The organism is Pandoraea terrigena (genome assembly GCF_902459705.1).
In the GTDB taxonomy this organism is placed as follows: Bacteria; Pseudomonadota; Gammaproteobacteria; order Burkholderiales; family Burkholderiaceae; genus Pandoraea; species Pandoraea terrigena.
The window spans coordinates 328995-350045 of record NZ_CABPRU010000004.1; the positions used below are offsets into that span (position 1 = coordinate 328995).

Annotated in this window: 19 protein-coding genes, 1 tRNA gene and 1 pseudogene; 9 read left to right on the forward strand and 12 right to left on the reverse strand. The window is 62.1% G+C overall.

The genetic code is table 11. The annotated features are described in order from the left end of the window. The first annotated feature begins 42 nt into the window (after nt 1–42). A complete protein-coding gene (locus PTE31013_RS11595) occupies nt 43–1125 on the forward strand; it encodes an ArsO family NAD(P)H-dependent flavin-containing monooxygenase (RefSeq protein WP_150612936.1) in 1083 nt (360 codons plus the stop codon). A 785-nt stretch (nt 1126–1910) separates the two neighbouring features. Here PTE31013_RS11595 and PTE31013_RS11600 read toward each other — a convergent pair. Then, nucleotides 1911–2639: an SDR family oxidoreductase gene (locus PTE31013_RS11600; protein ID WP_150612937.1), complete on the reverse strand. Its 729-nt coding sequence runs from the start codon at nt 2637–2639 to the stop codon at nt 1911–1913. An 88-nt stretch (nt 2640–2727) separates the two neighbouring features. Here PTE31013_RS11600 and PTE31013_RS11605 point away from each other — a divergent pair, with 88 nt between their 5' ends. Further along, the gene (locus PTE31013_RS11605) at nt 2728–3687 is read left to right on the forward strand and encodes a LysR family transcriptional regulator (RefSeq protein WP_150612938.1); all 960 of its coding nucleotides are present in this window, start codon (nt 2728–2730) and stop codon (nt 3685–3687) included. A gap of 541 nt (nt 3688–4228) precedes the next feature. Here PTE31013_RS11605 and PTE31013_RS11615 read toward each other — a convergent pair. Then, nucleotides 4229–4861, reverse strand: coding sequence for a TetR/AcrR family transcriptional regulator (locus PTE31013_RS11615; protein WP_150612939.1), 633 nt, complete (start codon nt 4859–4861; stop codon nt 4229–4231). A gap of 144 nt (nt 4862–5005) precedes the next feature. Between PTE31013_RS11615 and PTE31013_RS11620 the strand changes: the two genes are divergently transcribed. Then, on the forward strand, nt 5006–5899 hold the full coding sequence (locus PTE31013_RS11620; protein ID WP_150612940.1) for an NAD(P)/FAD-dependent oxidoreductase: 894 nt from the start codon (nt 5006–5008) through the stop codon (nt 5897–5899). A 96-nt stretch (nt 5900–5995) separates the two neighbouring features. Next, nucleotides 5996–6859, forward strand: a complete 864-nt coding sequence (locus tag PTE31013_RS11630) for a class I SAM-dependent methyltransferase (RefSeq protein ID WP_150612941.1) — start codon at nt 5996–5998, stop codon at nt 6857–6859. A gap of 157 nt (nt 6860–7016) precedes the next feature. Here PTE31013_RS11630 and PTE31013_RS11635 read toward each other — a convergent pair. Continuing rightward, nucleotides 7017–7412, reverse strand: a pseudogene (locus PTE31013_RS11635) (DDE-type integrase/transposase/recombinase); the annotation flags it as partial. Between PTE31013_RS11635 and PTE31013_RS11640 the strand changes: the two are divergent. Together PTE31013_RS11640 and PTE31013_RS11645 are read left to right on the forward strand one after the other, a co-directional pair. Further along, nucleotides 7363–7725 (forward strand): hypothetical protein, encoded by a 363-nt coding sequence (locus PTE31013_RS11640; RefSeq protein WP_150612942.1) that lies wholly within the window; start codon nt 7363–7365, stop codon nt 7723–7725. The pseudogene PTE31013_RS11635 and the gene PTE31013_RS11640 sit on opposite strands and share 50 nt — an antisense overlap. A 102-nt stretch (nt 7726–7827) precedes the next feature. Next, the gene (locus PTE31013_RS11645) at nt 7828–8478 is read left to right on the forward strand and encodes a tyrosine-type recombinase/integrase (protein ID WP_150612943.1); all 651 of its coding nucleotides are present in this window, start codon (nt 7828–7830) and stop codon (nt 8476–8478) included. Nucleotides 8479–8538: 60 nt separating this feature from the next. Here the strand turns inward: PTE31013_RS11645 and PTE31013_RS11650 are convergent. Continuing rightward, nucleotides 8539–8614, reverse strand: a tRNA-Ile gene (locus PTE31013_RS11650). Nucleotides 8615–8642: 28 nt separating this feature from the next. Continuing rightward, nucleotides 8643–10739 (reverse strand): RNA polymerase sigma factor RpoD, encoded by a 2097-nt coding sequence (gene rpoD, locus PTE31013_RS11655; RefSeq protein ID WP_150612944.1) that lies wholly within the window; start codon nt 10737–10739, stop codon nt 8643–8645. Between the two features lie 79 nt (nt 10740–10818). Here rpoD and PTE31013_RS11660 point away from each other — a divergent pair, with 79 nt between their 5' ends. Next, nucleotides 10819–11316 (forward strand): hypothetical protein, encoded by a 498-nt coding sequence (locus PTE31013_RS11660; RefSeq protein WP_150612945.1) that lies wholly within the window; start codon nt 10819–10821, stop codon nt 11314–11316. A 14-nt stretch (nt 11317–11330) separates the two neighbouring features. Here PTE31013_RS11660 and dnaG read toward each other — a convergent pair whose 3' ends face one another. The 3 genes from dnaG to PTE31013_RS11675 all read right to left on the reverse strand — a co-directional run bounded on the left by dnaG (nt 11331) and on the right by PTE31013_RS11675 (nt 15339). Continuing rightward, the gene (gene dnaG, locus PTE31013_RS11665) at nt 11331–13214 is read right to left on the reverse strand and encodes a DNA primase (protein WP_150612946.1); all 1884 of its coding nucleotides are present in this window, start codon (nt 13212–13214) and stop codon (nt 11331–11333) included. A 67-nt stretch (nt 13215–13281) separates the two neighbouring features. Further along, the gene (locus tag PTE31013_RS11670; protein WP_150612947.1) at nt 13282–13728 is read right to left on the reverse strand and encodes a GatB/YqeY domain-containing protein; all 447 of its coding nucleotides are present in this window, start codon (nt 13726–13728) and stop codon (nt 13282–13284) included. A 360-nt stretch (nt 13729–14088) separates the two neighbouring features. Further along, nucleotides 14089–15339: a BaiN/RdsA family NAD(P)/FAD-dependent oxidoreductase gene (locus tag PTE31013_RS11675; RefSeq protein ID WP_150612948.1), complete on the reverse strand. Its 1251-nt coding sequence runs from the start codon at nt 15337–15339 to the stop codon at nt 14089–14091. Nucleotides 15340–15429: 90 nt separating this feature from the next. Here PTE31013_RS11675 and tsaD point away from each other — a divergent pair, with 90 nt between their 5' ends. After that, nucleotides 15430–16461, forward strand: coding sequence for a tRNA (adenosine(37)-N6)-threonylcarbamoyltransferase complex transferase subunit TsaD (tsaD, locus tag PTE31013_RS11680; protein WP_150612949.1), 1032 nt, complete (start codon nt 15430–15432; stop codon nt 16459–16461). 82 nt (nt 16462–16543) lie between these two features. On the opposite strand, the gene folE2 is transcribed toward tsaD, so the two are convergent. Continuing rightward, nucleotides 16544–17353: a GTP cyclohydrolase FolE2 gene (folE2, locus tag PTE31013_RS11685; RefSeq protein WP_150612950.1), complete on the reverse strand. Its 810-nt coding sequence runs from the start codon at nt 17351–17353 to the stop codon at nt 16544–16546. Nucleotides 17354–17396: 43 nt separating this feature from the next. Here folE2 and PTE31013_RS11690 point away from each other — a divergent pair, with 43 nt between their 5' ends. Next, entirely contained in the window at nt 17397–17576 is a 180-nt protein-coding gene (locus PTE31013_RS11690; RefSeq protein ID WP_150612951.1) for a hypothetical protein, read from the forward strand. Here PTE31013_RS11690 and dxs read toward each other — a convergent pair. From dxs to PTE31013_RS11705, 3 genes are all read right to left on the reverse strand, one after another. Continuing rightward, on the reverse strand, nt 17554–19470 hold the full coding sequence (dxs, locus tag PTE31013_RS11695) for a 1-deoxy-D-xylulose-5-phosphate synthase (RefSeq protein ID WP_150612952.1): 1917 nt from the start codon (nt 19468–19470) through the stop codon (nt 17554–17556). The genes PTE31013_RS11690 and dxs overlap by 23 nt on opposite strands. A 202-nt stretch (nt 19471–19672) precedes the next feature. Next, nucleotides 19673–20578: a polyprenyl synthetase family protein gene (locus PTE31013_RS11700; RefSeq protein ID WP_150612953.1), complete on the reverse strand. Its 906-nt coding sequence runs from the start codon at nt 20576–20578 to the stop codon at nt 19673–19675. A gap of 114 nt (nt 20579–20692) precedes the next feature. Next, complete coding sequence (locus PTE31013_RS11705) at nt 20693–20962, reverse strand: exodeoxyribonuclease VII small subunit (RefSeq protein WP_150612954.1); 270 nt, start codon at nt 20960–20962, stop codon at nt 20693–20695. Nucleotides 20963–21051: the final 89 nt, after the last annotated feature.

Consider the following 21051-nt stretch of genomic DNA (forward strand, 5'->3'; position numbering starts at 1 on the left):
CGACACCGCTGAAATTCGAATCAGGAGACGGGACGAAAGCGCATGCCTACAGACATTGACGTCGTAGTAATCGGAGGTGGCCAGGCCGGGCTTGCCACCTCCTACTTCCTGCGTCGTGCGGGACTCGGCCATATCGTGCTGGATGACCAGAACGCCCCCGGAGGCGCCTGGCGACATACCTGGGACTCGCTGCACCTGTTTTCGCCGGCGCAATGGAGTTCGCTGCCAGGCTGGCAGATGCCTGTATCACAAGACACGTACCCGACGCGCAACGAGGTCATCGACTATCTGGCGAGATACGAGGATCGTTATCACTTTCCAGTGCGGCGTCCGATTCATGTCGAATCCGTTTCCCGCATCCAGAACGGCTTGCTGGTCACCACTGATCGTGGGGAATGGCTGGCTAAGGCAGTCGTGAGCGCGACCGGCACCTGGAGCGCACCCTATATCCCAGACTACCCCGGACGCGAGATCTTTCGGGGTCGCCAGATTCATTCGGCGCAGTATCGCAACCCGGACAATCTGCGCGGACAAAACGTGCTGGTGGTGGGCGGCGGCAACTCGGGCGCGCAAATCCTGGCGGAGGTATCGACAGTCTGCGACGCTATGTGGGTGACGTTGCAGGAACCCGTTTTTCTTCCAGATGACGTGGATGGCCGGGTCTTGTTCGAACGCGCGACAGCCAAATGGCAGGCGCTTCGCGATGGGCGCACGATGACGGCGCCGGTAGGTGGTTTGGGCGACATCGTCATGGTGCCGCCTGTACGGGACGCGCGTGCGCGCGGCGTTCTGCACTCAATGCGTCCGTTCAGCCACTTCGATGCAGACGGCGTCGCGTGGAGCGACGGCACGCACGCCCGCGTCGATGTCGTGATCTGGTGCACGGGGTTCCGCCCCGCACTCAAACATCTTGACCCGCTACAAATCTGTGACGCCAACGGAATTCCGAGGACAGATGGGACGCACGCCCGAAACGAGGAACGCTTGTGGTTGGTCGGCTACGGCGAGTGGTGCGGGGCTGCGTCGGCCACGCTCATCGGTGTAATGCGTAGCGCTCGCGAGGCGGCGGGGAACATAGCCCAATATCTGCGCACTATACAGTCGCGGAGTACATCGGCGCCGTAGCCGATAGGGGGATCGCAAAAGAGGTGTCGCCCACTTTACCTGCCACGCTACGGCCACTCGGCAGGCGCAGGGGATCGAGAATCTATGCGCCCCTCTCCCGCCAAGCGCCTATCGCGATACTGAGCGACCATATCGGGCGTTACCGGCGCTCTCCAGACATCGAGAAACCGCAGATGCCCACAGAAAAATTCCTACGCAAATCATTGATTAAAAAACAAAAGCCCTTGACGTTACCGTCAAGGGCTTTTCTTTACTACTTGGTAGGCCGTGCTGGGTTCGAACCAGCGACCAAGGGATTATGAGTTTGCAGCTAACTGTCGATGCCCAGGAAAATCAAGGGAAGACGACCGTAAGCAGAAACATCGAAAAGTATTTACGTGACAATAGGTTAGCGTAATTTTTAGGAGGGCGACGAACGTTATGGGTGTACCGGAGTTGTACTGAAATTTTTTTAATCGCATGGCCGACAAAAAGGGGATTGCCACTGGCGCCCATTCCGGCCAGCCCCCCAGATCTTCTGTGCCGGCTTCGCCTCAACCCACTACTGCCGTTTGCGACCCTGAACGGCCGGCCAGATTTCTCGAAAGCGGCCATTCGAGTGGGCGACCAACGTCGTGGTCCGCTCGATTCTGGATCGTTCTTCGAGTGCTAACGCGCGAGCCCCACCACCAGGAAATATCTCTCAACTCCTGGATTCACCCTGATTCGCGTGCCCTCTCGAGTCCTCCAGACCGCTCCGGCGCTACGGTCGCGCGCAGGCGTCAGGCGGACGCGCAAAGGGCCTATCACCAAGGAATCTGATTCTGTTCGAAGTAGAAGCGTCCCGACGGCCCCGCCGGGTCTTGGGTCGCGAGCCAGACGATGCCAGCGGCTGCCTGTTCCACCGTGCGGTAACCCGAATGGTTGTTGAAATCGGTAGCGGTGTAGCCTGGATCGACAGCATCGACCTTGATGCCGACTGACGCGAGCTCTTTTGCAAAAGCCACAGCAACAGCGTTGAGGGCCGACTTGGAACTGTTGTAGCCGAGGATATTCACGCCATAGAACTGGTTAGCCGGATCAGACAGCCAGCCGAGAGATCCGAGCCCGCTGCTCACCATCACGACAGCACCTTGACCAGCAGATTTCAGCAGCGGCACAAACGCCTGAGTCACGCGGATCGGGCCGAAAACGTTTGTCTCGTATACAGCGCGGATGCTGTCGATCCGTTGTTGGCTGGGTGTCGTGTGAGGTCCGCCTGGAATGCCGGCGTTGTTGATCAGCACATCGAGTCGACCGTCTTCGTCCCGCACACGCGCAGCAGCGGCACGTACGCTTTCGTCCTGGCTCACGTCGATAGGCAAAAGCCGAACGTCATGGCCCTCTGACACCAAAGACTTCATTGCTGCCTCGCCGCGTGCGGCATCACGGCAGCCAAACCAGATGCGATATCCCAGCCGACCGAGTTGTCGAGCCGTTTCGTAGCCGATGCCCTTGTTTGCGCCTGTGATCAAAACAGTTTTAATGGTATTCATGTTTTTGTCCTCCAGAATGAGCTTGCGGTCACTCTATTCTGTTCGATACTTTTTGATAATCATGTAAAAGTCGAATAGACTGATCGTCATGCCGAACAATCATGACGTCGACTCCAATCTGGATCTGCTCTCGGTCTTCCTGACTGTGCTGGATACCGGAGGTTTTCGTGCCGCTGCCCAACGGCTGCGCCTGTCTCCTTCGACAGTAAGCGAACGGATCGCACAACTTGAAGCGCAGTTGGGCGTCCCGTTGCTGATCCGCACCACACGCAGCGTCACGCCGACAGAAACGGGGCGCACACTTGCCACCCGTATTGCGCCGCTAATGGCAGAAACGCGTGCCGCGTTGCGTGACGCCGCTAGTTCGCAGAGCGTCGTACGTGGGCTTCTGAAGATCAACGTGACGGGTGCGGTGATGGTCGATATCCTGCCGCCGATCATCGACCGCTTCATGGAAGCGCATCCGCAAGTTCGCGTTGAAATCATGGTGGATGACCGACTCGTCGATATCGTGGCAGCTGGTTGCGACGCTGGAATTCGATACGGCGAGCATTTGGCACAAGACGCCATAGCCGTGCCGATTGGACCGCGTTATCAGCGGATCGCATGGGCCGCTGCGCCCGGGTACCTTGCAGCGCGCGGCGCTCCCAGACACCCGAACGACTTGCTGAATCACGAATGTATCCGGTTGCGTTTTTCGAGCAGCGCGCTCGTCGAGTGGATATTCGAGCGTGGCGAGGAAACAGTCAGGGTCGATCCGCCTGGCCGCCTCATCGTCGGCGTGGATGGTGCTTCGGCAGCAATCGGATTCGCGCGCGACGGACGCGGCGTCATCGGCACTTTCGAAAACTGGCTAACCCCTTATCTGGAAAGCGGTGAGCTACACCCTGTCTTGCATGACTGGTGGCGCACATTCGAAGGGCCTCAACTGTACTTCTCGAGCAGATTTAAGTCCGCTCCACTTAGGGCATTCATCGAACTGGTTAAGGAGGAGCAGAACGCTACCCGAGGTTCGCTTGCGGCAGCGGACTCCGCGAAAATTGCTTAACGCTCGATACAACGTTGTTGAGCATCCTGCCCACGGAAGTGGGTTCAATCCTTTCATGCAACGGCAATGCGAGCCGCCCCGAATCCTGGAGATACTTTTAAGCAAAGCGCATCGTTATTGACATGCCCAAACCCAAGATGTCCACGACGACAATTAGCCAAGCGGTTTGGTTCTCCGCATCGCGCGGATCCGGGATGACCATTATTCGTGCTGAAAACGCCTCGTCAGTTTGCCTTTACGGGGAAGTACAGCGCATGAGTGTTGACGATTCAGTCCGTGTCGTCGAGTGATCGGTTGAATCCGCAGCCGAAAACGGTCACGCGCGAGGGGCAGTTTTCGACCCTTCTCTGTCGTTCCACTCAGGCCGCAGTAGCGACCGCTATCGTGTGTAAAGCGGCCTCTGCCTGCCCGCGCGGGCGGCTTTTGCGCTCATGCAATGAGCCTAGCCCATCAGTCTCGTCCACGCATCATCCATAGGTTGCTCGGGGCGAACAGCGTATGCAATTGCTGCATGCTCTTCATCGGCCGCGATAGCGCACCTTCAGATGCCACCGTGCGCGGCGATAAACATGGCGACGGCCGACCGGCAATAGGATTCGATTTCGTTGTCGTCCTCTGCTCTCGCCTCATCGAAGCGTGCGATCAGCAGGAGATCGGCCCCTTTGAAAAGCGCGGCAAACAAGCGTGCGGACAGCAGAGCATCGGGTACGTTCAGCATCCCTTTCTCGTGCAACTGACGCAACACGGCCTCGATGTGGGCGATGACATGGGCAGGCCCGGCCTCGTAATGGAGCTTGCTTAACGCCTTTTGATTCGTCTTGTCGGCCAAAACCATGGCTTCGACACTGCGGACGTCCGGGCTCAACAGCGTGCGAAGCAGGGATGATCCCACCGCCACGAGCTGATCTTCGGCTGAACCGTCGACGCCTTCAGAAAGGGCCTGCGGTGCAAATTGATCGCAGCGGGCCACCATGGCCGCGCTGAACAGCGCCTCCTTGTTCTCGAAGTGCCGATAGATGCTGAGCTTGGATATCTTCGCCCGCTGCGCGACCTTGTCCATGGTCGTCGTTTGAAAACCCAATTCCACAAAGAGTTCGCAGGCGACGTCGACGATCGTTTGGCGAAGCGCTTCGTTGGCGGGCCGGCCGCGCCGGCCCTGGCTATTTTCGGTCACGACAATTCCAGTACTTGACAGTATTAAAATTCGTTAATACGATACCACGCAGTATCGCAATGTGCAAGCCAAGGGCAGGTTTCAACCGGGTGTCCAGATCAGGTGCCCGGCCCACCCCTCATCCACAACACGGAGCCCATCACCATGAATGACGTCATCATCATCGGCGGCAGCTTTGCCGGCCTCGCCGCCGCCCTGCAGCTTGGCCGTGCCCGCCGCAAGGTCACCGTTCTCGATACCGGCCGGCCGCGCAACCGCTTTGCCGGCCACTCACATGGCCTGCTCGGCCACGATCACAAGCCGCCGCTGGACATCCTGGTCGAGGCGCGGCAGCAGCTTGCGCGCTACCCAACGATCAGCCTCGTCAATGCCCGGGCCGAGAGCGTGTCTGGCGCCATCGACGATTTCTGTGTCGTCACTGACGATCACGAAAGCCTGAGGGCGCGCCGCCTGATCCTGAGCTATGGCGTCGCCGACCAGATGCCTGATGTTCCGGGCTTTGCCGAAAGCTGGGGCACGTCCATCGTGCCCTGCCCCTATTGCGATGGCTTTGAAGTCGCCGGCCAGCATTGGGGCCTCGTCTGGTCCAGCCCGCAGTCGTACCAGTCTGCCAGGCTGTTCCGCGATTGGACCGACAAGTTGACTGTCTTCGCCGATGGTCATGACATTGCGCCCGATATCCAGGCCGATCTGGCGCGCCGCAACATACCTCTCGTCGATGGCCGGATCGTCGAGATCGCCCACCAGAAAGGCCATATCACCACCGTCAATCTCGATACCGGTCGCAACGCCGCGGTTGACATCCTGTTCGCCAATCCGTGCAACAAGCCGTCCGCAAGCCTGCATGAATCATTGGGCCTCGCCACAGTGGATACGCCCACCGGCATTGTCCTCAAGGTCGACGAGCGCCGCCAAACCAGCATGCCCGGCATCTACGCCGCTGGCGACCTCGCCACGCCCTTCTTGCCCTCGGTCACCCAGGCATCCTCGCAGGGCGCGATGGCGGGCATCTTCGCCCAGCAGTCGATGGTGGTTTGAGAGCACAGATTCCCTTCTCCCGTTGCGTCGTCGCCTTCGAAAAGGTTGGCGTAGATCGGCGCAGTGAAGGACGGATCGTCGAGTCAAGGAGATGACATGGCAAAGCAAAGTGTTGATCAGGTGGGTGACTGGAATGGTCAAAGCGGTGAGCGCTGGGTCGCCAACCAGGCCCGGCTCGACGCTCTGGTGGCGGTGTTCGGCCAGGCCGCGATAGAAGCCGCGGCGCCCGCGACGGGCGAGCGCGCGCTGGACATCGGCTGCGGCGCGGGCGCATCGAGTCTGGCTCTGGCCGCCCGCGTCGGCGCGGGGGGCCAAGTGCTGGGCGTGGACATATCCGAACCGCTGATCGAGCGAGCGCGCGCGCTTGCGCGACACGATACGCCGGCCCTGTTTCAGGTGGCCGACGCCAGCGGCGCAGAGCTGCCCGAAGGCGCGTTCGACATCCTGTTCTCGCGTTTCGGCGTGATGTTCTTCGACGATCCGACAGCGGCGTTCGCCCACATGCGACGCGCACTCCGGCCTGGCGGGCGGGTCGCTTTTGTCTGCTGGCGCGGCGCGGCCGAGAACGACTGGATGCGCCTGCCGGTGGGCGCGCTCAAGGGCATTCTCCCGCCGAGCGCGCTGCCCGATCCCGAAGCGCCCGGCCCGTTTTCGTTCGGCGACCGAGCGCGCGTGGCGCGCATCCTGACGGCGGCCGGCTTCACCGATATCGCTATCATGCCCTTCGACGCGTCCGTCCCATTCGGCGAGGGCGAAACGCGGGACGCTGCGATCGACGATGCGGTGAAGATGACGCTCGAGGTCGGTCCGCTGTCGCGTGTGCTCGCTGATCAGCCCGACGACATCCGCGCCCGCGCCTCGGCCGCAGTTCGTGCCGCCTTCGCAAGCCTCCCCGGTGAGCGGTCGGTGATGATCAACGGCGCGGCGTGGATCGTCATGGCACGCAATCCCGCAAGCTGACAGGCTACGTCGACCAATCTGTCAGAACCGGCAATTCCTCGTGTCTCGGGGAGGGTCTACCTTGAGCGCCGAACGGCCGGAACGCGGCGCTGATTGGCCGTTGAGGGCGAAAAGAGCAGTGGCTCTTGATGGCCGAATTCGGTCCTACGTGTAGTGGTCAACCGATCCCGGACACTGTGTTAAGTTTTTCTTCTGCGACTGCCGGCGCCATACCGTTATTGAATTGATGTGGTCGAATCCAGTTGTACCGCTGCATCAGGTAATGGCTGATGTCCCGATGGGCTTCTCCAGCACACATGTATCCAGTGCTCGGCACCCACTCCGTTTTCAAGCTTCGGAACAGGCGTTCCATCGGGCTGTTATCCCAACAATTTCCACGCCGACTCATGCTCTGCTTGATTCGATAGCGCCATAGTCTCTGACGGAATTTCCGGCTGACATATTGACCGCCCTGGTCGCTGTGGAACATTAAGTCAGTAGGCCGACCGCGTTGCTCGAACGCCATGTCTAATGGCTTCACCACCAGGTCGGCATCGGGGCTCGCGGCTGACGCGGTACGTCAGCACGGCGAGAAGGCCGGTGCCTTCCTGTCGGGCGAGCTTGAGAAGGCATCCGCCGGCGGGAAGAAGAAAGTCACTGCCGGATCGATCAAGGGCAAGTCCTACTCACGCAAGGCCGTGACGACGTACGTCGAGCGCATCGGCACATTCGTCTCCGCCCTGCCCGACGCGGAACGAGAGGCAATCGCCAACAGCGAAACTGACTTTCCCGTGACGGTCAGCGCAAAAGCACTTCGCGAGTTGCTCGCAGCCCATTCCGATATCAGCGCCGCCAGCGCGCCCACCACGCCTGCCCCCGGAGCTTGATATGCGAATCTGGATGCCGAAGATTGTCGCGCGAGCCATCATCGCTTACGCCCAGCGAACGCCCTACTTCGACCTTCGCGGCCAGCCGACGTGCAGCAGTACATGGAAGCTCGAGGTGCGACCGCGAAAGTACGGGCCAACCGGGAAAAAGCGCTTCTCTCCCACGTTTGGAATTTTGCTCGAGCGAAGGGCTACACGACGCTACCGAACCCATGCGCCGGCATCAAGAACCACCGTGAGCGCGGGCGCGACAAGTACGTGAGCGACGGCGAATACAAAGCCGTCTGGCAGAAAGCCGACCAGGCGCTACGCGATGCGATGGATCTGGCCTACCTGACCGGACAGCGCCCCTCAGACGTGCTCAAGCTCTCCATGACCGACATTCAGGACGGCACGCTGGCAATCAAGCAGGCAAAGACTGGGACGAAGCTGCGCATCCTGATAGAGGGGGAACTTGCCGCCCTGATCGACCGGATCAAGGGTCGAGAGCAGAAGACCAAGGGTCTACGCCTGGTGCAGGACGAAAACGGCCATCACCTGACCTATTGGCAGTTGGCGAGCCGCTTCGAGGAAGCACGCGCAGCAGCGAAAGTGATGTTCCAGTTTCGCGACATTCGCGCGAAAGCGGCAACCGATGTGGGGGGATTGGATTCAGCGCAGCAGCTACTAGGGCATGCCAGTCGGGCGATGTCAGAGCACTACGTGAAGAAGGTCGCGGGCACCAAAGTAAAGCCGGTGAACCGGAAAATCTGAACCGAATTGTAGAACAATGTAGAAGTGGTTAGCAGGCGCTAACCTGCTAACCGTTACTACTGGTAGGCCGTGCTGGGTTCGAACCAGCGACCAAGGGATTATGAGTCCCCTGCTCTAACCACTGAGCTAACGGCCCTCAACTACCGGCGCTCGCTCAGCCGCAATCAATTGCCTTCGAGGAACGATTTAAGCTTGTCGGAACGGCTCGGGTGACGCAGCTTGCGCAACGCCTTGGCTTCGATCTGACGAATACGCTCGCGCGTCACGTCAAACTGTTTGCCCACTTCCTCGAGCGTGTGGTCCGTGCTCATCTCGATACCAAAACGCATGCGCAACACCTTGGCCTCGCGCGGCGTCAGCGAATCGAGCACATCCTTCACGACGTCGCGCATACTACCATGCAACGCGGCGTCCGCAGGCGCTACCGTGCCCGTATCTTCGATGAAATCGCCCAGATGCGAATCGTCGTCGTCACCGATCGGCGTTTCCATGGAGATCGGCTCCTTCGCAATCTTCATGATCTTGCGGATCTTGTCCTCCGGCATTTCCATCTTCTCGGCCAGCGTCGCCGGATCCGGCTCCATACCGGTCTCCTGCAGAATCTGACGCGAAATCCGGTTCATCTTGTTGATCGTCTCGATCATGTGCACCGGAATACGGATGGTACGTGCCTGATCCGCGATCGAACGCGTAATGGCCTGACGAATCCACCACGTTGCGTACGTCGAGAACTTGTAACCACGACGGTATTCGAACTTGTCCACCGCCTTCATCAGGCCGATGTTGCCTTCCTGAATCAGATCCAGAAACTGCAGGCCGCGGTTCGTGTATTTCTTCGCAATCGAAATCACCAGGCGCAAGTTCGCTTCGGTCATCTCACGCTTGGCCTTGCGGGCACGACGCTCGCCTTCCGACATCTTGCGATTGACGTCCTTCAACTCCGTAAGCGGCAACACCACACGCGCCTGCAAGTCGATCAGCTTCTGTTGCAACTCGCGCACCGCCGGGACGTTACGCTCAACCACCGAGCTGTACGCCTTGTTGTCCGCCACGACCGTGTAGATCCAGTCGAGATTGGTTTCGTTGCCCGGGAACCGCGACACGAAATCCGCACGCGGCATGCCGCACTTGTCGACCACGATGTGCAGGATCGCACGCTCGATGTTGCGTACTTCGTCGACCTGCGAGCGCAGCGTGTCGCACAGACGCTCAACCGTGCGCGCCGTGAAACGGATCGTCATCAGTTCCGCCTGGATCGACTCACCGGCCTTCACATACGCCTTCGACTGGTAGCCTTCCTTCTCGAACGCACGACGCATCTTGCCGAACCACTCGGCAATCTCGGCGAACTTGGCCAGCGAGTCGCGTTTGAGCTGCTCGACCTGTGCGGCCGAAGCCCCACCGCCGCTACTGCTGTCATCGTCCTCGTCGGCCGCCTCTTCCTCTTCTTCCGCTTCCTCTTCCGCACCGGCCTCGAAGTCTTCGTCGTCGGCGGCCGCGGCAGCCAACGCTTCGGCGTTCGGATCGATCAGGCCGTCGACCACTTCGTCAATGCGCATTTCTTCACGCTCGACCTTCTCGGCCATCGCCAGAATCTCGGCAATCGTCGTCGGGCAGGCGGAGATGGCCTGCACCATGTGCTTCAGGCCCTCCTCGATCCGCTTGGCGATCTCGATTTCGCCCTCGCGCGTCAGCAACTCAACCGTACCCATTTCGCGCATGTACATACGCACCGGATCGGTCGTGCGGCCGAATTCGGAGTCAACCGTCGACAGGGCCGCTTCCGCTTGCTCCTCGACTTCGTCATCCGTCGCAGCGTTCGGCGCATTGTCGTTGAGCAACAGCGTTTCCGCATCGGGCGCCTGCTCGTACACGGCAACGCCCATGTCGTTAAACGTGGCGATCACGCCTTCCAGCGCGTCGCCCTCCACCACGTCGTCGGGCAGGTGGTCGTTGATCTCTGCAAAGGTCAGGAACCCTCGTTCCTTACCCAGCTTGATCAGTGTCCTCAGCTTGCCGCGACGTTCCTCAAGTTCCTCGGCCGTACCGGGCTGGTGCGAGGAAAATGCGTCCTTGAGCAGTGCTTTCTCTTTTGCCCGGCGATCACGCGCCTTCTGCTTTTCCACTTTGGTCTGATCTTCGTTCACGGGTTGATCACTAGTATCCGCTGCGACGTTCTGCGCCACCGAGGCGGCGGCCTTCGCGGCCTTGCCGCGCGTCTTGGGGACGCGCGACTCACCTGCTGCCGACACGACCTCCACAGCCTCGGGTTTGCTGGAAGCCCCGGTCTTGCGTGGGGCTTGCGTCGCAGGTTTACTGCGGTCCGCCAGGGTCGATGCCTTGGCGGTAGTTGCGCTCTTCGCGCTTTTTTCAGCGGGTTGTCGGGCCTGCGGTTTCCCACCGGCCGTCGCCTTCGCGGTCGTTGCCGCCTTCGTCGCCCTGACGGGCGGCTCGGACTTCACTGTCGGCCTGGCTGCCTTCGCAGCCCCCACCGTGGTGGCGGTCGCACTCTTACGCTTGGTGACATCGGTCACCTTCGCAGCCGTCTTGCCGGTCGTCTTCGTTGCGCCGGCGGCTGCCTTAACTTGCGTCGTACGTTTCGCCGAACTTGCCTGGCTGGCCGTTTTCTTCGTCGCTTGCGCCACCGCTGCGGCTTTCACTGCAACGCCAGCTTTTGGAGAACGAGACGCCCCCCTCCCACCGGATGCCGCCGCCGCGCTGGTCGCGCGCTTTGCCTTCGGTGCAGGGATAACCGTCTTTTTTCCGCTGGTCGTTGTCATCTTTGCCATAGCGATCTCGCTTGCCAGAAAACAGCCCACTGAAAACTTTCCATTATAGCACGCGGGCTTACCTCAACTTCGCGCGCCGCCTGTGCCGGCCGGAGCCAGCAGCCGCTTCAATTCGTCACGTTGCCGCGACAGCGCTTGAGCGTGGCGCAATTCATCGGACGTCAGCGACGTCCGCTTGAAAATGGTTTCCAAGGCCTCGCACAGGCCGTCGTACTGCAAGCGACGGATCGCGCTTTGCAGTTCCGCAAGCCGCAGTGCAATCTGCTCCTCCCGACGCTCGACCTGGGTCTCATCGTCTGGATCGAACAACAACAGGTCACGGGCATTTTCTTCGAATGAGAGAATTTCGCGAATGATGTCGTCGAAACTCGCCCAATTCGGCGACACTCGCAGCCGATCCGACATGAACCGGAAATCGGCCTGTAGCCCCATGTCACGGCAATGCGCCAGCACTTCCGAGAAAATCTCGGCGTGATGACGCCCTTCCTGCAGAATTCTGGCTTCTTCTTCGGTCAATTCATTCCCAAGCACCGGGAACATCAGCAGGTTCTGTAGCGCCCGGTGTTCGGTCCCCACCACACGACGCTTCTCGCGCTTGGCCGGCGCCTTGTCCCACGGGTTCTGGCGACGCGCCGCGCCGATCTGCAACTCGCACAACCCGGCCACTTCCTCGACCGAACTTTCCACCCGCTCGGCGAGCGCATGCAGGATCTGCCCGCGCAACGCATTTGGCGGCATCTGCTGCAACAGCGGCTTCGCCTCGAACAACGCGCGGGCCCGCCCTTCGGGCTGGTGCATCTCCTTGCCTGCCGTGACCTCGCCAATCAGGAACTGCGACAATGGCATGGCACGCGACACCTCGCCCGCAAATGCATCAGCACCGTGCTCACGCACATAGCTGTCCGGATCATGCTCGCTCGGCAAGAACAGGAACTTGAAGCTCCGGTTATCGTCGGCATGCGGCAAACACGCCTCGAGCGCCCGACGCGCCGCCCGCCGGCCCGCCGCGTCGCCGTCGAAACTGAACACCACCGTCTCGGTCTGGCGCAACAGCTTCTGCACGTGCATCGGCGTGCAAGCGGTGCCCAACGTGGCCACCGCCTGCGGAAAGCCGAGTTGCGCCAGCGCCACCACGTCCATATACCCTTCCACCACGAGCACATAGCCCGCGTCGCGAATCCCCGTGCGCGCCTCGAACAGGCCGTACAGCTCGCTGCCCTTGCTGAAAAGCGGCGTCTCGGGCGAGTTCAGGTACTTGGGCTCGCCCGTGTCCAGCACCCGTCCGCCAAAAGCGATCACCTGGCCCTTGGTGTTCCGGATCGGGAACATGATCCGGTCGCGAAAACGGTCATAACGACGTTTCGTGCTGCCCGCCTCGCCCTTCTCGCTCTCGATGACGAGACCGGCATCGAGCAACTGGTCGTCGCGGTAATCCTGGAACGCGGCTTCGAGGTTCTGCCACGCATCCGGGGCATAGCCCAGGCCGAAATGCGCGGCGATTTCGCCCGTCAGGCCCCGTCGCTTCAAATAATCGATGGCGGCCGGCGCACTGCGCAATTGCTTGCGGTAGTAGTCGCAGGCACGCGTCATGACGTCAACCAGGCCAAGGGTTTGCGCACGTTGCGCGGCAGGTGCCGGCGCGCCCGGCAACGGCGCCTCACGCGGCACATCCAGCCCGACATTCCGGGCCAACTCCTCGACAGCCTCGACAAATCCAAGTCCGGCATGCTCCATCAGGAAGCTGATCGCGCTGCCGTGCGCGCCGCACCCGAAGCAGTGATAGAACTGCTTGGTGGGACTTACGGTAAATGAGGGCGACTTCTCATTATGAAAGGGGCATAGCCCCATGAAGTTCGCCCCGCCTTTCTTCAATTGCACGTAGCGGCCCACCACCTCGACGATATCGACGCGGTTGAGCAGGTCTTGCAGGAACGACTGGGGGATCACTGGATCGGTACCATCGCGGCGCGGTGCCGTACCGTCGCACGCGACGGCAACCTACCGCACCACCGAATTACGCAGCCAACGCCGCCTTCACTTGTGCAGACACGGCCGTCATGTCGGCGCGCCCAGCCAACTGGCTCTTGAGCACGCCCATCACCTTGCCCATGTCCTGCGGACCCGCGGCGCCCGTTTGCGCCACGGCGGCCTTGACGGCCTGCTCGACCTCGTCGGCCGAGAGCTGCTGCGGCATGTAGACCTTGAGCACGTCGAGTTCGGCGGCCTCCTTGTCGGCCAGATCGGTGCGCCCGGCCGCCTGGAACTGGCTGATGGAATCCTTGCGTTGTTTGATCAGCTTGTCGACGACGGCAACGATCGCCGCGTCATCGAGAGTGATGCGCTCGTCGACTTCCCTTTGTTTGATTGCCGCGAGCAGCAGCCGGATAGTCCCCAGTTGTTCCGCGGCCTTCGCACGCATGGCCGTCTTCATGTCTTCGGTGATGCGTTCTTTCAGACTCATGAGCAGGGGTTCCGGAATTCGAATACGTTTCAGTGTAGTGCATGCCGCCCCAAAGGAAAGGACGACTGCCGTCAGACAACTACCGCGCGCGACTGCGGCCGATGGGTTGGCGCCGTGGCAAACGGGAGCAGAAAGCACAAAAACCCGCTTGGGGAGACGATCACACACGCGATCACAAGCGGGCCCGCCGGAGACTCGGACTCGCCCCGGCAAAGGCGCGCCTGGGCGCACTCGACCGTTGACGTGTCGGACGCATACTGCCCGGCAATGCTTCGGAAGCGTTTGAAACCGCTCCGAAAACGACCATTGGCGCGCCGTCTCCACGAAGGGGAGAGCTTATCACGGCGCAGAAGCGCCCGTCTACGACAGAGCGTCACCGCCTGCCAGTTCGACCTGGACGCTTTCGGACATTGCCCGCGCGCACGCCACGGCCGACGCCCACGCCCACTGGAAGTTGTAACCCCCGAGCCAACCGGTCACATCAACGACTTCCCCGATGAAATGCAGTCCCGGCTGCGCGCGCGCCTCCAGGGTCGCGGACGACAGCGCCTGCGTATCCACCCCGCCACGCGTGACTTCCGCCTTGCGCCAGCCTTCGGAGCCGCACGGCTTGAGCGTCCAGTTGGAGAACGCCTGCGCGAGCGAGCGCAATGCCTTGTCCGGCAGCTCCTGCACGCGCGCCTGGGGCGAAAGCCCGCTGTTCGCAACCCAGGCGTCGGCCAAGCGCGCCGGCACCCATTGCGCCAGCAAGTTCGCCAAGTGTCGCTTCGACGTCGCCTTCGCTTCGAACAATGCCGCCTCGATGTCCGACGATGGCGCCAGATCCAGCGCAATCGACTGCCCCGGTGTCCAGAAGCTGGAAATCTGCAGAATGGCGGGACCGGACAATCCACGATGGGTGAACAGCAAATCCTCGACGAAACGTCCGGCGTCCCGACCCTTGCCCGTGCTCACCTCGACTTCCAGCGACAGGCCGGATAACCCGGCAAACGGCGCCCAGGTCGATGCGTCGAACATCAGCGGCACCAGCGCCGGACGTGGCTCGACGATCGCCAGCCCGAACTGCCGGGCGATGCGATAGCCCCAGTCCGTTGCCCCGATCTTGGGAATCGACAAGCCGCCGGTGGCGATCACCAGCCGTTTGGCCGCGATATGCCCGGCATCCGTCGTCAAGTGATAGGGATGCGCGCCGCCGGCCGCCGCATGGGCAACCGTATGGACGGTGCACGGCATCCGCCAGTGCACGTGCCCCGTCGCGCACTCCTTTCGCAACATGTCGATGATGTCTTCGGCACTGTTGTCGCAGAACAGCTGTCCGCGATGCTTTTCGTGCCAGGCGATGCGGTGACGCCCCAGCAGATCGAGAAAGTCACGCGGCGTATAGCGCGCCAGCGCGGACCGGCAGAACCGCGGGTTTTCGGACAGATAGTTGGCCGGGCCCGCGTTGATATTGGTGAAGTTGCAGCGACCGCCGCCTGAAATCCGGATCTTTTCCGCCAGGCGCGCCGCATGATCGATGAGCACGACGCGCAGCCCTAGTTGCCCGGCCACCGCCGCGCACATCAGGCCGGCCGCGCCGGCCCCCACGATCGCTACATCGAACTTTTCCATGGCGCGCATTGTAACCGGCAGGGGAGAGGGCCGACTGGTATACTTCCCGGCTATCTCTTTTTATCGACGCCGCGCGCCGTCCCATCCGCCATGCTGGTCCTAGGCATTGAAAGCTCCTGCGACGAAACCGGGCTCGCCCTCTACGACACCGAGGCTGGCCTGCTTTCGCACGCGCTGCATTCGCAGATCGCCATGCATCGCGAATATGGCGGCGTAGTGCCCGAACTCGCGTCGCGCGACCACATTCGCCGTGCGCTGCCCCTGGCGGAAGCCGTGCTCGCGCAGGCCGGCAAGCCGCTCAGCGCGGTCGATGCCATCGCCTATACGCAAGGCCCCGGGCTCGCCGGGGCGCTGCTGGTGGGCGCAAGCGTCGCGAATGCCCTCGCCTTCGCACTTGGGCGTCCGGTCGTTGGCGTGCACCACCTGGAAGGGCATCTGCTCTCCCCGTTGCTCGCGCCGGACGCCCCCGATTTCCCGTTCGTTGCCCTGCTGGTGTCCGGCGGCCACACACAGTTGATGGAAGTCCGCGCCTTTGGCCAGTACGCCATGCTCGGCGAGACGCTGGACGACGCCGCCGGCGAAGCCTTCGACAAGACAGCCAAGCTATTGGGACTCGGCTACCCGGGCGGCCCGGCCGTCTCGCGCCTGGCCGAGTTCGGTACGCCGGGACGTTACGACTTGCCGCGTCCGATGAAGCACTCGGGCAACCTCGATTTCAGCTTCAGCGGGTTGAAGACCGCCGTGCTCACGCAAGTGCGCAACCTCGGCGGCAATGTCTGCGACCAGGAAAAGGCGGATCTCGCGCGAGGCTTCGTCGACGCCATCGTCGACGTGCTCGTCGCCAAGTCGATGGCCGCGCTCAAGCAAACCGGCATGAAGACGCTGGTCGTGGCAGGGGGCGTGGGCGCCAACACCCAGCTTCGCGAAGGACTCAATGAAGCCGCCCGCCGTCGCGGCTATCGCGTGCACTATCCAGACCTGGCCTTTTGCACCGATAACGGCGCCATGATCGCCTTCGCCGGCGCCATGCGACTCAAGCATTGGCCGGACGAAGCGGACAGCGAGTACGCCTACACGGTCCGCCCGCGCTGGGATCTGGCCGACATCGTGCGCAGCGCCTGACCGAACGTTCGGTAACCGCCCAAGAAAAAACCGCTCCAAGGAGCGGTTTTTCGTTTCGTGCGCCGTGCACGGCGCAGCAAGTTCATGCCGCCACGCGCTTGTCGCGTTCGATCACGGCGTAGGCGCTGTGATTGTGGATTGACTCAAAGTTCTCCGCCTGAAGCTCGTAGGCCACAATGCGCGGCTCATCGTTCAGGCGCGTTGCCACGTCGCGCACCAGATCCTCGACGAACTTCGGATTCTCGTACGCCCGTTCGGTCACGTACTTCTCGTCCGGACGCTTGAGCAGCCCCCACAACTCGCAGGACGCCTCCTCCTCAGCCATGCGCACCAGGTCCTCGACGGCGATATCACCCACGATCTCGGCGTCGATCGTGATGTGCGAGCGCTGGTTGTGCGCGCCGTACTGCGAAATCTTCTTCGAGCACGGGCAAAGACTCGTGACCGGCACCAGCACCTTGAGCCACACGCGCGCCTGGCCGTTGCGCACGTCGCCGGTCAGCGTGACCTCGTAGTCCAGCAGGCTTTGCACGCCCGAGACCGGCGCCGTCTTGTTGATGAAGTACGGGAACGTCACTTCGATTCGACCGGCTTCGGCTTCGAGCTTATCGAGCATGCTGTCGAGCATGGCGCGAAAACCCGCCAAGTCGAGCGGCGTGCGATGCGCTTCGAGCAGCGCCACGAAGCGCGACATATGCGTGCCCTTCTGATCCGCAGGCAAATGCACATCGAGATTGAACAGGCCCACGGTGGACTGCGCATCACCATCGGCCAAACGCACCGAGAGCGGATGACGCACGCCGCGCACACCCACGCGCTGAATCGGGATCTGCCGGGTATCGACGGTACTTTGCACGTCCGGCATGACGAAAGCGGGGTTCATCTGATTCATCTAATTCTTCCTTCTTGGTCGGCGAGCCGACTGGGGGGAGGCAATGGACAATCGTATCCGACGCCTGGCCCGCAAGCCGCTGACGATTGTCATCGGAATCGTGCCGGAGAACCCCGGCATGGCATCGGAAAAGGGGAATGCAAAACGAAACGATCCGGCGTACAAGCCGGATCGTTCAGCACTTCAGGACGACCGGACGCTCAGGCGACGAGCTTCGTCGTGACGTTACCAGCGGTCTGCGATGCCTCAAGCGGCCGCAGGTCGAAGCGGGCACGGATCGACTTCGCGATCCCCGCCGCATCAAGCCCCACGGCGGCCAGCAGCAGCGCCGGGTCGCCGTGATCGATGAAACGGTCGGGCAGGCCCAATTGTAGTACAGGCCGAATCTCCCCACCGGCAAGCAGGGATTCCGCCACGGCCGACCCCGCGCCGCCCATGATGCTGCCCTCTTCCACCGTTACCAGATAGTCGTGCGTCTGCGCCAGTCGTGCGATCAACGCCTCGTCGATCGGCTTGACGAAGCGCATGTCAGCCACGGTGGCGTCCAGTGGCTCGGCGGCAGCAAGTGCCGGCGCCACCATGCTGCCGAACGCGAGAATCGCCACGCGCCGCCCAGCCTCGGCCTGACCTTCGCGCCGCACGATGCCCTTGCCGATCGGCAGTGCGCTCATCGCCGACTCGATCGCCGCGCCCGTGCCCGCACCGCGCGGATAACGCACGGCCGACGGGCCGTCGATCTGAACGCCCGTATAGAGCATCTGACGGCACTCGTTCTCATCCGACGGCGCCATCACGACCATATTCGGAATGCAGCGCAAATAGGCGATATCGTAGGCGCCCGCATGCGTTGCCCCGTCGGCGCCGACCAGGCCCGACCGGTCCAGGGCGAACACCACCGGCAGGTTTTGCAGCGCAACGTCATGGATCAACTGATCGTAACCGCGCTGCAGGAACGTCGAGTAGATCGCAACCACCGGCTTGAGGCCTTCGGTCGCCATGCCGCCGGCGAACGTCACGGCATGTTGCTCGGCGATGCCGACGTCGTAATAACGTGTCGGGAAGCGCTTCTCGAACTCCACCATGCCCGAACCCTCGCGCATGGCCGGCGTGATCCCCACGACACGCTTGTCGAGTTCGGCCATGTCGCACAACCAGTCGCCGAACACTTGCGTGTACGTCTTCTTGCTGCTCGTGCTCGGCTTGATCCCCTCGGCCGGATTGAACTTGCCCGGGCCGTGATACAGCACCGGATCGGCCTCGGCCAACTTGTAGCCATACCCCTTGCGCGTGACCACGTGCAGGAATTGCGGCCCCTTCAGGTTCTTGATGTTCTCGAGCGTCGGAATCAGCGAATCGAGGTCGTGGCCGTCGATCGGGCCGATGTAGTTGAAGCCGAACTCTTCGAACATCGTCGCAGGCACGACCATGCCCTTGGCATGCTCCTCGAACTTGCGCGCCAGCTCCAGCACGGGCGGCGCCACGCTCAGCACCTTCTCCACCCCCTTCTTCGCTGCTGCGTAGAAGCGTCCCGACATCAGGCGCGCGAGATAACGATTGAGCGCGCCGACCGGCGGCGAGATCGACATGTCGTTGTCGTTCAGGATGACCAGCAGCGGCACATCGTCGTGTACCCCGGCATTGTTCATTGCCTCGAACGCCATACCGGCCGTCATGGCGCCATCGCCGATCACCGCGATGCCGAAACGATCTTCACCCTTTGTACGCGCTCCAAGCGCCATGCCCAGCGCCGCCGAGATCGACGTGCTCGAATGCGCCGTGCCGAACGTGTCATACGGCGATTCGTCGCGCTTCGGGAAGCCCGAAATGCCGCCGAGCTGGCGCAGCGAGGCCATCGCCTCGCGACGGCCCGTCAGGATCTTGTGCGGATAGCTCTGGTGGCCCACGTCCCAGACAATGCGGTCTTCCGGCGTGTTGAACACGTAGTGCAGCGCAATCGTCAGCTCGACCGTACCGAGATTGGACGACAGGTGCCCTCCCGTGCGCGACACGCTCTCGAGCACGAAGGCACGCAGCTCTTCGGCCAACGGCACAAGTTGGCGACGCTCCAAACGCCGCAACGCGGCCGGGTCATCGATGGTATTTAGCAGTTCGTACATCGTCGTTCCATATGTAGGCGTTCTGATCGGGCAGCCTTCCCTGAGGTGCTGACCCCGACCTCCTGCCGGTGCGTTCTGTGGGGAGATCCGCGCCAGCCCTCCTTGCCCCTTGCCTGTGTCTACTGCCAACCGCCCCGAAGTCCCGCACAATGCCTTGCGGCTCGGGGCCGTCTCGAAACTTGCCTGTCCGGCGACCTGCCGCTCAGTTGATGCGATCGACCACGTAATCGGCCAGGGCCCGCAGCCGCTCCGCGTTGCCAAGCGCCACACTCGCGGCGTGGGCGTCAGCGCGCAGCTTCTCCGCATATCCGCGCGCACCGTCGAGGCCCATCAGCGACACGTAGGTCGGCTTGTCGTTGGCCGCGTCCTTGCCGGCCGTCTTGCCGAGCGTGGCCGAATCGGCTGTCGTGTCGAGAATGTCATCCACGACCTGGAAGGCCAGCCCGACGGCCGCCGCGTAGGCGTCCAGCGCGACGGTTTCATCGTCTGACAACGCACGACCGCAGATGGCGCCCATGCGCAGCGATGCGCGCAACAAGGCGCCCGTCTTCAGCCGATGCATGTTTTCCAGTTGCGACTGGGTCAGCTTGACCCCGACGCTCTCCAGATCGATCGCCTGCCCTCCCGCCATTCCCAGCGCGCCCGAGGCCAGCGCCAGTTCACGCACCAGCGCGAGCGACTGTGCGGCACTCAGGTCGCCCGTGGCTTCGCCGAGCAGCACAAACGCCTGCGTTTGCAACCCGTCGCCGGCGAGCAGGCCGGTCGCTTCATCGTATTGCACATGCACCGTCGGCTTGCCGCGGCGCAGATCGTCATCGTCCATGCATGGCAGATCGTCATGCACCAGCGAATAGGCGTGAATCATCTCCACGGCGCATGCGGCACGATCCAGCGCCGTTTCGCTCGCCTGGGTCACTTCGCCAGCAGCGAAGCACAACAGCGGACGCACACGCTTGCCGCCGCCAAGCACGGCGTAACGCATCGAATCATTGAGTCGCGCCGAGCCGCCGTCGGTGGCCTTGGGCAGCGCAGCGTCGAGCGCTTTTTCCACACGGGTCTGCACTGCCTGCATCCAGGCCTTGATATTCTGATCCGCCATCGTCTTCATCCTGCACCTGCCCGTCAGGCCGTGCGTGTTATTGAGTCGCCCCGCGCCCCCCTGGGACGCGTTCGGTCATTCGTCGTGTGACGCGAGCCGCCTTGCCATATCACCCGGCGCCGCTCAGAGCTCGTCGCGTGCCGCCTCGAGCGGCTTGAGTGTCTCGCCTTCGAGCACCTTGACCTGCTGCTCCACTTTCTCGAGCAGGCCCTGGCAATACTTCACCAGTACCGCGCCACGCCGGTATGCGCCGAGCGACTCCTCGAGTCCCAGCTCACCGCCTTCCATACGCCCCACGAGCTTTTCCAGCTCGGCGAGCGCCGCCTCATAGGTCTCGGGCAGGTCCTGCGGCACATCGGGTGCCGCGTCTTGCGACTTTACAGTCTTGGCCATAAACGCAAAATTCGGGTCGAATGTTCCATTTTACGGCAAAAGCGCATCCGCTCGCAGAGCGTAAATTGCCTCAAAACCTATCACGATGA

Coding starts and splice junctions, on each gene's coding strand:
- PTE31013_RS11645 (WP_150612943.1), top strand. CDS start 7,828: ATGGAAGCTCGAGGTGCGACCGCGAAAGTACGGGCCAACCGGGAAAAA.
- dxs (WP_150612952.1), bottom strand. CDS start 19,470: ATGTACGAACTGCTAAATACCATCGATGACCCGGCCGCGTTGCGGCGT.
- folE2 (WP_150612950.1), bottom strand. CDS start 17,353: ATGAATCAGATGAACCCCGCTTTCGTCATGCCGGACGTGCAAAGTACC.
- PTE31013_RS11690 (WP_150612951.1), top strand. CDS start 17,397: ATGGACAATCGTATCCGACGCCTGGCCCGCAAGCCGCTGACGATTGTC.
- PTE31013_RS11705 (WP_150612954.1), bottom strand. CDS start 20,962: ATGGCCAAGACTGTAAAGTCGCAAGACGCGGCACCCGATGTGCCGCAG.
- PTE31013_RS11640 (WP_150612942.1), top strand. CDS start 7,363: ATGTCTAATGGCTTCACCACCAGGTCGGCATCGGGGCTCGCGGCTGAC.
- PTE31013_RS11700 (WP_150612953.1), bottom strand. CDS start 20,578: ATGAAGACGATGGCGGATCAGAATATCAAGGCCTGGATGCAGGCAGTG.
- PTE31013_RS11630 (WP_150612941.1), top strand. CDS start 5,996: ATGGCAAAGCAAAGTGTTGATCAGGTGGGTGACTGGAATGGTCAAAGC.
- PTE31013_RS11670 (WP_150612947.1), bottom strand. CDS start 13,728: ATGAGTCTGAAAGAACGCATCACCGAAGACATGAAGACGGCCATGCGT.
- PTE31013_RS11605 (WP_150612938.1), top strand. CDS start 2,728: ATGCCGAACAATCATGACGTCGACTCCAATCTGGATCTGCTCTCGGTC.
- tsaD (WP_150612949.1), top strand. CDS start 15,430: ATGCTGGTCCTAGGCATTGAAAGCTCCTGCGACGAAACCGGGCTCGCC.
- PTE31013_RS11600 (WP_150612937.1), bottom strand. CDS start 2,639: ATGAATACCATTAAAACTGTTTTGATCACAGGCGCAAACAAGGGCATC.
- PTE31013_RS11675 (WP_150612948.1), bottom strand. CDS start 15,339: ATGGAAAAGTTCGATGTAGCGATCGTGGGGGCCGGCGCGGCCGGCCTG.
- PTE31013_RS11620 (WP_150612940.1), top strand. CDS start 5,006: ATGAATGACGTCATCATCATCGGCGGCAGCTTTGCCGGCCTCGCCGCC.
- PTE31013_RS11595 (WP_150612936.1), top strand. CDS start 43: ATGCCTACAGACATTGACGTCGTAGTAATCGGAGGTGGCCAGGCCGGG.